General features: G+C 56.3%; 12 protein-coding genes and 2 tRNA genes. 11 read left to right on the top strand and 3 right to left on the bottom strand.

Translation table 11 applies throughout. The features are described 5' to 3' along the window. The first annotated feature begins 15 nt into the window (after positions 1-15). Together cbl and ldtA are read left to right on the top strand one after the other, a co-directional pair. On the top strand, positions 16-966 hold the full coding sequence (gene cbl, locus SPE70_RS17060; RefSeq protein ID WP_004180456.1) for an HTH-type transcriptional regulator Cbl: 951 nt from the start codon (positions 16-18) through the stop codon (positions 964-966). Between the two features lie 77 nt (positions 967-1,043). Beyond that, positions 1,044-1,985, top strand: a complete 942-nt coding sequence (gene ldtA / locus SPE70_RS17055; RefSeq protein WP_032733302.1) for a L,D-transpeptidase — start codon at positions 1,044-1,046, stop codon at positions 1,983-1,985. Positions 1,986-2,029: 44 nt separating this feature from the next. Here the strand turns inward: ldtA and SPE70_RS17050 are convergent, their stop codons facing one another. Further along, positions 2,030-3,040 carry a GntR family transcriptional regulator gene (locus SPE70_RS17050; protein ID WP_016161421.1) on the bottom strand — a complete coding sequence of 337 codons (1,011 nt, stop codon included), beginning with the start codon at positions 3,038-3,040 and terminating at the stop codon, positions 2,030-2,032. 319 nt (positions 3,041-3,359) lie between these two features. Here SPE70_RS17050 and SPE70_RS17045 point away from each other — a divergent pair, with 319 nt between their 5' ends. The 8 genes from SPE70_RS17045 to SPE70_RS17010 are packed head-to-tail and all read left to right on the top strand — an operon-like array spanning position 3,360 to position 11,127. Then, the gene (locus SPE70_RS17045) at positions 3,360-4,766 is read left to right on the top strand and encodes an amidase family protein (protein WP_136047321.1); all 1,407 of its coding nucleotides are present in this window, start codon (positions 3,360-3,362) and stop codon (positions 4,764-4,766) included. 2 nt (positions 4,767-4,768) lie between these two features. Then, positions 4,769-5,650 carry a polysaccharide deacetylase family protein gene (locus tag SPE70_RS17040; RefSeq protein WP_016161418.1) on the top strand — a complete coding sequence of 294 codons (882 nt, stop codon included), beginning with the start codon at positions 4,769-4,771 and terminating at the stop codon, positions 5,648-5,650. A gap of 32 nt (positions 5,651-5,682) precedes the next feature. Beyond that, positions 5,683-7,056 carry an MFS transporter gene (locus tag SPE70_RS17035; protein WP_022065160.1) on the top strand — a complete coding sequence of 458 codons (1,374 nt, stop codon included), beginning with the start codon at positions 5,683-5,685 and terminating at the stop codon, positions 7,054-7,056. A 9-nt stretch (positions 7,057-7,065) separates the two neighbouring features. Continuing rightward, positions 7,066-7,842, top strand: coding sequence for an SDR family NAD(P)-dependent oxidoreductase (locus SPE70_RS17030; protein WP_016161416.1), 777 nt, complete (start codon positions 7,066-7,068; stop codon positions 7,840-7,842). A 9-nt stretch (positions 7,843-7,851) separates the two neighbouring features. Then, on the top strand, positions 7,852-8,598 hold the full coding sequence (locus SPE70_RS17025) for an SDR family NAD(P)-dependent oxidoreductase (protein WP_022065159.1): 747 nt from the start codon (positions 7,852-7,854) through the stop codon (positions 8,596-8,598). Positions 8,599-8,608: 10 nt separating this feature from the next. Beyond that, on the top strand, positions 8,609-8,920 hold the full coding sequence (locus SPE70_RS17020; protein ID WP_016161414.1) for a hypothetical protein: 312 nt from the start codon (positions 8,609-8,611) through the stop codon (positions 8,918-8,920). Then, complete coding sequence (locus SPE70_RS17015) at positions 8,910-9,932, top strand: CobW family GTP-binding protein (protein WP_032733301.1); 1,023 nt, start codon at positions 8,910-8,912, stop codon at positions 9,930-9,932. The genes SPE70_RS17020 and SPE70_RS17015 overlap by 11 nt, the downstream gene beginning before the upstream one ends. A 4-nt stretch (positions 9,933-9,936) precedes the next feature. Beyond that, entirely contained in the window at positions 9,937-11,127 is a 1,191-nt protein-coding gene (locus SPE70_RS17010; RefSeq protein ID WP_022065157.1) for an ABC transporter substrate-binding protein, read from the top strand. A gap of 90 nt (positions 11,128-11,217) precedes the next feature. On the opposite strand, the gene SPE70_RS17005 is transcribed toward SPE70_RS17010, so the two are convergent. Both SPE70_RS17005 and mtfA read right to left on the bottom strand, forming a co-directional pair. Beyond that, positions 11,218-11,293 (bottom strand) — tRNA-Asn (locus SPE70_RS17005). A 100-nt stretch (positions 11,294-11,393) separates the two neighbouring features. Further along, entirely contained in the window at positions 11,394-12,194 is an 801-nt protein-coding gene (mtfA, locus tag SPE70_RS17000) for a DgsA anti-repressor MtfA (RefSeq protein ID WP_008804199.1), read from the bottom strand. A gap of 90 nt (positions 12,195-12,284) precedes the next feature. On the opposite strand from mtfA, the gene SPE70_RS16995 reads away from it, so the two are divergent. Continuing rightward, a tRNA-Ser gene (locus SPE70_RS16995) sits at positions 12,285-12,374 on the top strand. Positions 12,375-12,534 lie beyond the last annotated feature (160 nt).

Here is a 12,534-nt window from a genome sequence, read left to right as displayed (position 1 = left end):
GGCCCGGAGGAAAGGGTGAACTTCCAGCAACTGAAAATTATCCGTGAGGCGGCCCGTCAGGATTACAACCTGACGGAAGTCGCGAATATGCTCTATACCTCGCAGTCAGGCGTCAGCCGCCATATCCGGGAACTGGAAGAGGAGCTGGGGATTGAGATCTTTATCCGTCGCGGTAAGCGCCTGTTAGGCATGACCGAGCCGGGTAAAGCGCTGTTATCCATTGCCGAGCGCATCCTCAATGAAGCCAGCAACGTCCGGCGGCTGGCGGATCTCTTTACCAATGATGCCTCCGGCGTCTTAACCATCGCCACCACCCACACCCAGGCGCGCTACAGCCTGCCGCCGGTGATTAAAGCCTTCCGCGAGCTGTTCTCAGATGTTCGCGTCGAGCTGGTGCAGGGCACCCCGCAGGAAATCGAAGCGCTGCTGCATAACGGCGGGGCGGATATCGGTATCGCCAGCGAGCGCCTGAGCAACGACCCGACGCTGGCGGCTTTCCCCTGGTTCCGCTGGCATCACAGCCTGCTGGTGCCGAAGGATCATCCTTTGACGCAGGTTTCTCCTCTGACGCTTGAGGCAATAGCCCGCTGGCCGTTAATCACCTACCGCCAGGGGATCACTGGCCGTTCGCGAATCGATGAGGCCTTCAACCGCAAGGGGTTGATGCCGGATATCGTGCTGAGCGCCCAGGATTCCGATGTCATCAAGACCTATGTCGAGCTGGGGCTGGGCGTAGGGCTGGTTGCCGAGCAGTCCGGAGATGCCCGGGAAGCGGACACCTTTACGCGTCTCGATACTCGTCATCTGTTCGATGCCAATACCGTGTGGCTGGGGTTGAAGCGGGGCCAGCTGCAGCGTAACTACGTCTGGCGCTTTATCGAACTGTGCAATGCCGGACTGTCGCTGGATGAAATTAAGCGTCAGGCGATGGAGCCGGAAGAGGCCGCTATCGACTATCAGATTTAAGCCATCGCGGTCAGCGGATCGAGGCGAGGAAATAACGCTATAATTCACACACGAGAGTCGCGACTGAGGAAGGGAAAATGACGATGCGGCGTGTGAAATTACTTTGTTCTGCGCTGATGCTGCTCGCCAGCCACGGCGCGCTGGCCGTCAGTTATCCGCTGCCGCCGGAGGGAAGTCGTCTGGTGGGCAGCGCATTTACCATCGCCGTGCCGGAGAACAACACCCAACCGCTGGAAAGTTTTGCTGCCCAGTACGGCCAGGGGTTGAGCAATATGCTGGAGGCCAACCCCGGCGTCGATGTCTATTTGCCGCACTCCGGTTCGACGCTGATTATTCCGCAACAGTTGATCCTGCCTGACACCGTGCGCGAAGGGATCGTCATCAACGTCGCCGAAATGCGTCTCTATTATTACCCGCCGCTGGGCAATAGTGTGGAAGTGCTGCCAATCGGCATTGGCCAGGCCGGACGCGAAACCCCGCGTAACTGGGTGACGGCGGTAGAGCGCAAGCAGGAGGGACCGACCTGGGTTCCGACCGCCAATACCCGGCGCGAGTATGCGAAAGAGGGCAAAACCCTGCCGGCGCTGGTGCCGCCCGGGCCTGATAATCCGATGGGGCTGTATGCGATCTACATCGGCAGGCTGTACGCCATCCACGGCACCAACGCTAACTTTGGCATTGGGCTGCGCGTCAGCCAGGGATGCATTCGCCTGCGCAATGACGATATTAAATTCCTGTTTGATAACGTACCGGTGGGGACGCGCGTCCAGCTAATCGATCAGCCGGTGAAGTACACCGTGGAGCCGGACGGCAGCCATTGGCTGGAGGTGCACGAGCCGCTGTCGCGCAACCGGGCGGAATTTGAATCCGACCGAAAGGTCCCGCTACCGATGACCTCGGCGCTGCGCGAGTTTACTCAGGGGCCGGGAGTGAGTCCTTCGCAGGCCGAGCAAACCCTGCAGCGCCGCTCCGGCATGCCGGTGAATATCAGCGCCTCAGCGGTGCAGGGGAGTTTGTAAGTGTCGAACGACTGGCTGTCCCTGGCGGGCTGACCGCCCTCTGCTTAGTTCGCTTCCATAAAGTTGGGTAAGTCGGGGACAGGCAGCACGGAAAGCACTTTTAAGCGCTGAAGGGTCCGGGATTGCGCGCGTTCAAGGTGATCTTTCAGGCAGGCGGCCGCCAGCGCCCAGTTTCCTTTCAGCAACATGTCATACACCAGAGCGTGTTCTTCCAGGGTGGCGGTTTCTACCGGAATGGCCAGTAAATCATAGAAGATACGCGTGATGATGAAAGGAGACTGATGCTGGCGCAGGATCTGCATCATCAGCTTATTACCTGCGGGCTCGAGGCAGCGGATGTGAAGATCTTCTTCCAGTAACTCCAGTTCCGCGGCAGTCAATTGTCGACCTTTATAACCTTGCGTCTTTTGCAGCATGGACGCCAGCCACGCCGACGAAAGGTGAGGTCCAGCCTTGCACAACGCTGCGGGTTCGAGGCTGGCGCGGATCTCGAAGTGATCGGCGATTTCGCGCGCGGTAAGTGGCCCGGTCAACCATTGCGAGTAAGGCTCTTTTTCTACCAGTCCCTTGTCGCGCAAACGCATCAGACTTTCACGGATTACCGAGCGGCTAACATTATAATATTGTGCCGCTTTTTGCTCATTTACCGAATAACAGCCAAATACCATGGCTGTTGAGAGTACAACCTGCAGGTTCTCCAGCACCTTTTCACCACTGGTGCGGGTATCCACCAATGGCTGCTGTTCATCAAGGCCGAAGAGCTCCCTGGTCAAGGCGAGGCGCAATGGCTCGACCTCTTCGTCAGGCTGTGCCACGATAAAACCACGCCCCTCGAAGCGGGTAATTAACCCTTCTTCATGTAACAGACTGAGCGCCCGACGCACCGGCACCCGGCTGGTACCGAATAGTTGTGCTAACGGACCCTCCAGAAGTACCAGCCCCTTTGGCACTCGCTGGGCAACCAGAATATGACGTAAAAACTGACGAATAACTTCATAGCGCGCAGCGGCGGTATCTTCCGTTGCCGCATGCGAAGGGTTTGTCTGCATGACCATATTTTCGATCCTTACCTCATCAAACTTACCTTATCACATCCTGAGCGGTGTCATACCAACCCCCATCATTAGCACCGCGGTAGTGCAGGCTGCCCATTAATGGATCATTACATAAAATATACATTTATAACTCCTGTTCATGATGCTCTTCTACACTTGTTATCTCATTACCCTACCCACTTGTATCTTCTTGAAATTACTGCAATAAAACAAAATTAATACGATATGATCACATTTTAGACACTTTGTTGTCATTCTTCTGGCACTTGTTTTGCTATGTTTAAATGGATTTTTATTTAAATATACATTTAAGGGTGATATGAACGCGAATACGATTCGCCTGCAATTTCAGCGGGGCCAGATTGATGCCTGTGCCATTGCGGCGTTGTTTGCCAGAGGTCAGCTTTCGCCACTTGCGTTTACGGAAGCCTGCCTGACGGCGGCCAAAGAGACCCAGGGGATTTTTATTACGCTGACTCCCGAACGCGCCCGTCAGGAGGCTGCCGCCTCGACGCAGCGCTGGCGCGAGGGCGCGCCGCTGAGCCCATTGGATGGTATTCCGGTCTGCTGGAAAGATTTATTCGATATCGCCGGGACCCGAACCACTGCAGGATCCGCAACCCGCCTGGATGCGCCTCTCGCGACACACGATGCCGGAATGGTGGCGCGCCTGACGCAGGCGGGAATGGTGACTATCGGCAAAACCAATCTGAGTGAGTTTGCCTTTTCCGGTCTGGGTATTAACCCAACGTTTACCACGCCGGCATTACTGGCAACCGATGGCGAGGAACATGTTCCTGGCGGCTCTTCCAGCGGCGCGGCGCGAGCGGTTGCTCAAGGGGTGGCCTGCATTGCAATAGGAACGGACACCGCGGGTTCCGTGCGCATCCCTGCTGCGTTTAGCGGAGTGATCGGTTTTCGCGCCAGCCGTCATCGCTATGACGCGAGCGGAGTGTTTCCCCTGGCGGCGTCTCTCGATACGCTCGGGCCTCTTTGTCGCAGCGTCCGTGATGCTTACGCCCTTGATGTCATTCTCTGTGGCGAGGAGACGTCGTCGTCGACGGTGTCACGGTTAATTGTCGATCCGGAAATTCTCAATGCCGCTGATATTAGCGTCCGTGACAACAGTGCTTCGTTGCTGTCCCGATTAGCGGCGTCAGGCGTCGTTGTTGAATATCGGCGCCTGCCAGCCTTATATGAAGCACTTAACTGGATTGCTCACCATGGCTGGCCAGGGGCGATTGAAGCCTTTCAGTTACATGCCTCTCTGCTGGCGTCACCGGCAGCAACAGCGATGGATCCCCTCATTCGCCGCCGACTGCTGGCCTCCGGCACGATTGATCCGGCGGTGCTCACCACCTTTTTGCGTCTACGTCCGATCTGGCAGCAGGCACTGGCTGAAGAACTCAATGGCGCGATTTTGGTGACACCAACGGTCGCGCATACCGCGCCGCGGCTGGCGCCCTTGCATGCGGATGCCGAGGCATTTGCCTTCGCCAATAGCGCCACGCTGCGCTTAACCATGCCAGGCAGTTTACTGGATATGCCCGGTCTCGCTGTGCCAAGCGGTACGACCGCGAACGGCCTGTATACCAGTCTGCTTTTCTCTTCACCGAACGGTGAAGATCGCTCGCTTTTAAGCGCTGCCTGTGCGGTAGCGCATCTGCTGGCGCCTTCCAAAGGTGATGGCGCTAATTCGTTATCCCTCAACTCAAAAGGAAAATAAACATGGCCAAAGAAATCCTTTGCGCATTTGGTGTGGACGTTGATGCCGTTGCCGGCTGGCTGGGGTCATACGGTGGCGAAGATTCTCCGGATGATATTTCACGCGGCTTGTTTGCCGGGGAAGTGGGCGCGCCGCGGCTGCTGAAACTGTTCGCGGAGCAGCAATTACGTACGACGTGGTTTATTCCCGGGCATTCGATAGAAACCTTTCCGGAGCAGATGAAAGCGGTTGTGGAGGCAGGACATGAGGTGGGGATCCATGGTTATAGCCATGAGAACCCGATTGCCATGACACCTGCCCAGGAGGAAGCGGTGCTGGATCGTAGCATCGAACTGGTGACGCAGTTAGCCGGTAAACGCCCAACCGGGTATGTGGCGCCGTGGTGGGAGTTTAGCAATGTGACTAACGAGCTGCTGTTAAAAAAGGGCATTAAATACGACCACAGTCTGATGCACAACGACTTCCATCCGTACTATGTCAGGGTTGGCGACAGCTGGACAAAAATCGACTACAGCAAGCATCCCGATGCGTGGATGAAACCATTGCAGCGCGGACAGGAGACGGATCTGGTTGAAATTCCAGCCAACTGGTACCTCGACGATCTACCACCGATGATGTTTATCAAAAAATCCCCTAATAGCCATGGCTTCGTTAACCCTCGTCATCTGGAGGAGATGTGGCGCGACCAGTTCGACTGGGTCTATCGCGAAAATGAGTACGCCGTCTTCACCATGACTATCCATCCCGATGTTTCCGGCCGTCCTCAGGTGTTGTTAATGCTTGAACGCCTGATTCAGTACATCCGTAGCCACGATGGCGTTCGCTTCGTGACCTTTGACGAAATTGCAGATGATTTTAAAGCGCGCAAACCGCGCTCGGCATAATGTCATTTACCCCCTGACAGAGGGATTACGCTATGAGCATTTTTAACAAAACTTCCGTAAACGGCTGGCAGCCGCAGCAGTTAACCATCAAGGATGTGAAATTTGCCACCTGGATTGCCTTTTTTGCCTGGGTTTTCGCTGTCTACGATTTCATCCTTTTTGGCACATTATTGCCGGAAATCGGTCTCCATTTTGGCTGGGATGAGGTAGAGCAAGCGGAAATCGCCACCTGGGTGGCGGTTGGCGGCGCAGTGATTGCGCTGGCGATTGGTCCGCTGGTCGATCGTCTGGGACGCCGGATGGGGATTGTCATTACCGTTGGCGGTGCCGCGTTGTGCTCATTATTGACCGCTGTGGGCGGTGCATGGGGGAAAGGGGCGCTGACGGCCATTCGCTCTGTCGCGGGGTTGGGCTACGCGGAACAAACGGTGAACGCTACCTATTTATCAGAACTGTATACCGCGCTCGACGATCCAAAACTCAATAAACGTAAAGGGTTTGTCTACAGTCTTGTGCAAGGTGGTTGGCCGGTCGGTGCACTAGTCGCTTCAGCGCTGACCGCCATTTTAATGCCCATCATCGGCTGGCAGGGCAGCTTCATTTTTGCAGCATTACCCTCACTGGTTATCGCTGTGCTGGCGCTAAAACTTAAAGAAACACCTCAATTCCAGGTACAAAAGAAAATCCAACATTTGCGTGAACAAGGGCAGGTCGCCGAAGCCCGTCAGGTAGCCCAGGATTATCAGATTTCATGGGAGGAACATCACCGCGGTGGGATTGCCGCAGCGTTTCGAGGCACATCGCTGCGCGCCACCCTGGTACTGGGGGCGGCGGTACTGATCAACTGGTTTGCCATTCAGATTTTTAGCGTGCTCGGTACGACGGTCATCACCAAAACCCATGATGTTTCTTTTAACAACTCGTTGCTTATCTTAATCCTGTCCAATCTGGTGGGCTATTGCGGTTACCTGGCCCATGGCTGGCTGGGTGACCGGATTGGGCGTCGTAATACTATCGCGGTCGGCTGGATGCTGGGGGGGGTGGCGTTTGCTGGCATGCTCTACTGCCCGGACAACTTTGCCACTATCGTCACGCTCTACAGTATTGGTTTGTTCTTCCTGATTGGTCCCTACGCTGCAGCGCTGTTTTTCATTAGTGAAAGCTTTCCTACCGCCATCCGTGCTACGGCAGGGGCGTTGATTGGCGCGATGGGACCGGTCGGGGCGATCATCGCCAGCGTTGGTACCACCGCAGTGTTAAGCCATGGAGGGCACTGGCAGGATGCTGCGCTGTGGTTTGGCGCCATACCCTGCTTTATCTCAGGTGTGGTGATGTGGCTGGCGCGTGGCGATGTCCAGCGCGCGTCAGGGATGAACAAGACCGTTAACACACAACCTCAGGCGTAAGGAGCGATGATGGAAACCACAAACATCAGTCAGCGAGTAGCGGCAATCAGTGGTGCGGCAAGCGGCATTGGTCTGGCGCTGGCCACCCTGTATGCCCGCCGCGGAATACGGGTGATCGCCGGTTACTACCCGGACGATCCGCATGACCCTACTGTCGCTGCTGCACAGGTTGAGGAGGCTGGTGGCGATGCACTCTGGCTGCCGCTGAATGTCGCCGATACGGCGTCGGTTGATACGTTTATAGCGCAAGGCGTCGCTCATTATGGCCGTCTTGATTATGTCATCGCCAATGCGGGGATCTTACGCTGCGCGTCTATTGAAGAGATGAACGACGACCGCTGGAACGAAATGCTTAATGTGGACCTGACCGGCGTGATGCGGTGTTTCCGGGCGGCTACGCCACGACTGATCAGCGGTGGGAGTTTGGTCGCAATCTCATCGATTGCCGGGGGCGTCTATGGCTGGCAGGAGCACGCCCACTACGCGGCGGCGAAAGCCGCAGTCCCAGGGATTTGTCGCTCACTGGCCGTTGAGCTTGCACCGCGAGGTATTCGCTGCAACGCCGTGATCCCCGGATTGATTGAAACCCCACAGTCGCTGGATAAGCAGAACTCTCTGGGGCCGGAGGGGCTGGCAAAAGCAGCCAGATCGATTCCACTGGGACGGGTTGGCTGTCCGGATGATATCGCTCGCGTAGTGGCTTTTCTCACCAGCGACGAAAGCCGCTATCTGACCGGGCAAAGCCTTATTGTCGACGGTGGTTTGACCGTCCGCTGGCCGGATTAAGGAGCCACTATGCAGTTGCAAAACAGACGTTGTGTTGTGACGGGCGCGGCAAGTGGTATCGGCGAGGCTATCGCACTGCTTTTTGCTGGCGAAGGGGCTCGACTGATACTCACCGACCGGGACCGTAATAAACTGGAAGGGGTGGTACAGCGTTGTCGGTTAATTGGGGCGCATTGCTATGGCGTGGTGGCTGATGTCGGCGAGGTCGACGGGGCAACGGCTGGCGTGGATGCCTGCCTGGGGCACTATGAAGGGATTGACGTGCTGGTCAACAATGCAGGCATGCTTACCCAGGCTCCCTGCACCGATATCACTCTGGATATGTGGGAAACCATGATGGCCGTCGATCTGCGCAGCGTGTTTCTGGCCTGCCAGCGAGCTCTGCCAGTGATGTTAAGCCAACGCTGGGGACGCATTATCAATATCGCTTCCCAACTGGGCATCAAAGGTGGGGCAGAGCTGTGTCACTATGCGGCCGCTAAGGCTGGCGTGATCGGCCTGACGAAATCTCTGGCGCTGGAAGTCTCCAGCCGAAATGTGCTGGTTAACGCTATCGCCCCAGGACCGATTGAAACCCCGCTTATTGAGGGTATTCACCAGGCGTGGAAAACGGCCAAAACGGCGGAGCTGCCGCTGGGGCGCTTTGGGCGAGCAGAAGAAGTGGCGCCGGTGGCGCTGCTGCTGGCCAGCGAGCCTGGGGGTAACCTGTTCGTTGGCCAGACGCTGGGGCCAAATTCGGGTGATGTGATGCCTTGAGGAGTGGATGATGTGCGGAGTGTGCGGCCTGCTTGATAACGGGCCGCAGTGGAGCGATCCGCTGCGGCAGGATATTCCCCTACGCCAGCTGCGTCTGCGGCAGCTGGCATTACTAAACCGTACGCTGAAGCCCTGGCGCCTCTCGCTGACGGAGTTTCATGGTCAATGGCTGCTGGCCAGCCCGACGGGACAACAGGTGCTGGTCCACTCCCTGGATCGGTTGTGGAAAGAAGCCGAGAACATGCTGCATCAGGCGATCGATCCGCTCGATGATGCCTGGTTAGCCTCGCTTGAGGCCAAAGGGGAAAACGATGCTTGCTGAAGAGAAATTACCCCTCCATGTGCTGAGCGGGTTCCTGGGTAGCGGTAAAACAACGCTGCTGAAAAACTGGCTCGCCCGGCAGGACGTGAACGATATTGCTCTGCTGGTGAATGAGTTTGGCGAGGTGGGGATCGACCATCATCTGCTTCACGCAGTCGCGCCGGATACGGTGTTATTGCCGAGCGGTTGCGTATGCTGTCAGATTCGTGGGGAATTGCAGGCCGCTCTGCTGGCGCTTTATGAACGGCGGGCGCGCGGCCTGATCCCGGCGTTTCGCTACGTCGTTCTGGAAACCAGCGGGCTGGCCGATCCGGCTCCCATCTTATCGACACTTCTCCACGATCGTCAGTTGCAGAGCCATTTCACGCCAGGGACGCTGGTCACACTCGTCGATGCGGAACATGCCCACCGTCAAGCCGATCTTCAGCCCGAGTGGCTTGCGCAGGTGACGGCGGCGGACAAACTGCTGGTGAGTAAAAGCGATCGCGTTGCCCCCGAGGAGACGGTGACGCTCGAGCAGTGGCTGCGTCAGCTTAATCCGCTGGCGGAAGTGAGCACTACGCGGCTGGCGCAGGATACCCCGGACTGGCTGTTCCGAAGTGAAGTATTTCGCGGCTCTTATGAACAGCGTTTCCGCTGGTTAGGCTCATGTGTTGACAACACGTTTTCGTTGGTGCCAAAGCGCGATGGCGGGGCGCATCCCACGACAGAAACATGCGTGATTTCGCTTGAGCAGTCGTTAAACTGGCCCGCTTTTGCTATCTGGTTATCCATGCTATTACATTGCCATGGTAACGCGGTGCTGAGAATAAAAGGCATTTTGCGTGTAAGCGACAGTGAGACTCCGGTGGTTATTCATGGTGTACAGCACACGTTGCATCCTCCGGTGCATTTGGATGACTGGCCTGGAGCCTTAAGCCATTCAACGTTGGTATTTATCTTACGTGGACTGGAGGCGCATCGCTTGCAGCAGGCCTTTAGCCGCTTTATGCAAGTATTACAGGAGTCCTGAAGGGATGAGTTCTGCGGCGATTATTTCTCCTCCATTAACGCTTCGGGTGTTGGGCACGTCGGTGACATTACTGGAGATATTGCGTGTTCGCGCTGAGCAGGAGCTGGGGATTAAGATCGAATACCTGCTGCATAGCGTGGAAGATGCCCAGCGCATCGCGGTTATGCAGCCTGACAGTTACGATCTCTATGACCAGTGGTTTCATAATATCGATTTTGTCTGGCCGGCCCGTGCTATTCAGCCGCTGGAGGTGAAGCGGCTGAAATATTGGGACGAGGTGAACGAACTGGCGAAGCAGGGCACCCTGAACGGCGTTGTGGCCGATGGCAGCGTACCGTCCCAGCGCTTGTACGTTCAACGGGATCGCCATTTAAGCAACCAGCCGAGCGATCTCATCAGCATGCTGCCATTGACGCATAATGCCGATAGCTTTGCTTATCATGTCGACCGTCTTCCCGAGGCGCTTCAGCAGGAAGAAGAGAGTTGGGGATGGTTGCTGCATAGCGCGCTTACTGGCGCGGTCGCCCTGCAAGAGGATGCAGCTATGGGAGGGATCGATGCCGCTCTGGCCATGCAGGGCGCGGGGATGGCGCAGTTTGCCGATATTGGCAATTTGACGTTGGAAGAGATCGATGTTTTGACACAAGGATTAGCCCATCTTAATCGCCAGGGACACTTTGCCGCATTCTGGTCGTCCCAGGAGCAGGCATGCGATTTAATCGATAATCGATGCGTTGAGGTCCAGAGCTTATGGGCTCCCATCTATTTCCGGCACCATTTCCATCAGCGAGGCTATAAAATGGCGCGCCCACGTGAAGGCTATCGGGCGTGGTATGGCGGCATGTCGCTGTCTCGCTGCGTGACTGGGAAGGTAAAAGAAGCGGCCTATGATTACCTTAACTGGTGGCAGTCTGGTTGGCCCGGCGCAGTAATGGCCCGGCAGGGGTATTATATTTCCAACCCTCAGCGAAGCCGCGCTTTTCTGTCTCAGGCCGAATGGGACTATTGGTATGCAGGAAAACCGGCAGCTGAATTACTCCTCGATGCCTCTGGCGCGCCGCTTATTCCTGCGGGTGAGCGTCGGGATGGTGGTAGCTACGAGCAGCGGATGGGACATATTGCGGTATGGAATTCGGTGATGGATGAACATAACTATCTGACGCGACGCTGGCAGGAGGCGCTGATGCGCCGCTAGCTCTTATGCGGCTGGGCCGGACAGAACTGAGGCAGACCTGACGGAAGCTAAAAAGCAAAAAGCCTGCTCGAAAGCAGGCTTTTTTAAATTTGGCTCCTCTGACTGGACTCGAACCAGTGACATACGGATTAACAGTCCGCCGTTCTACCGACTGAACTACAGAGGAATCGTGTGAACGAGGCGCATACTACTGGCCTCGCATTTTTGTGTCAACACTAAAATTAACTTGCTGATTCAACTGGCTAAATTTAGCCCAGGGCGTTGTTTTAGTGAACAATGCGCCGATTGTCTTCATCCTGCAGGCCATTCTCACGTATCCGCTGCAGCGGATCCTGCTGGTAGAAGTGGCAAAAACGCTGCCACAGGGCGGGGAAGCGGGGCGCGAACAACTCGGGCGCGCTGAAAAAATATTCCGAGAGGACGGCAAAGCACTCCGCAGGATCGGTGGCGGCATAGGCGTCAATGCTGGCGGCGCTTTCCCCCACCAGGTCTATCTCATCCTGTATATTGTTCATTGCCGCGTGGAGATCGTGCTCCCAGCCGGCAACCTCGCGTAATGGGATAAGCGGCACGCCGCTGGCCCGATCGCCATTCCTCGCATCCAGCTTATGCGCCACCTCGTGCACCACGAGGTTAAAGCCTGACGCATCAAAGGAGTCCTGAATATCCAGCCAGTTCAGCACTACAGGCCCCTGCTGCCAGCTTTGTCCCGATTGCACCACTCGCTGGTTATGGACCAGACCAATATCATCTTCCCATTCATCATCCACGACGAACGGGGCTGGGTAGATCAGCACTTCATGGAAACCGTCCAGCCACTCTATTCCCAGCTCAAGCACTGGCAGACAAAAGAGCAGGGCAATGCGTGCCTGATGCAGCGGGGTGAGCTCCAGCCCCTGCAGTGCCACCAGACGTTTTTGCTGTAAGAAACGGGCAGCCAACTGAGTAAGCTTGCGCTGCTCAGTGGGAGAAAGATGGGCTAAAACCGGAATGGCAAGCGCTTGCTCCCAGGGCATCTCTGCGTTGCCGGACTCATCATCTGCTTTCCAGGGCCATTTAAACATCATATTGCTCGCAAAGTCGTCACTTGAACACGATTACCGAAACGGGAGCTATTAAAATGCCAAAGATCCTGGCATTATAGCAACCACAACAGCGGAGAGATGCCGGAGCGGCTGAACGGACCGGTCTCGAAAACCGGAGTAGGGGCAACTCTACCGGGGGTTCAAATCCCCCTCTCTCCGCCACTTTTCTCTTAATGACCATTCCCCTTCAATCACACCGTTAGCTTCAGGTATAACGCCTGCGCTGGGGTATCGCCATCATCATCGTCCTGGTTTCAGCGTAGAGACGCGGTAGCGCGCTTTATCCTTTTAGGACCTTATCGCCGCTTTTTGCCCGAACGAG

It is taken from the genome of Klebsiella sp. ZJOU C1 (assembly GCF_035620215.1).
GTDB classification, from domain to species: Bacteria; Pseudomonadota; Gammaproteobacteria; order Enterobacterales; family Enterobacteriaceae; genus Klebsiella; species Klebsiella variicola.
This window is presented reverse-complemented; position numbering and strand designations above follow the sequence as displayed.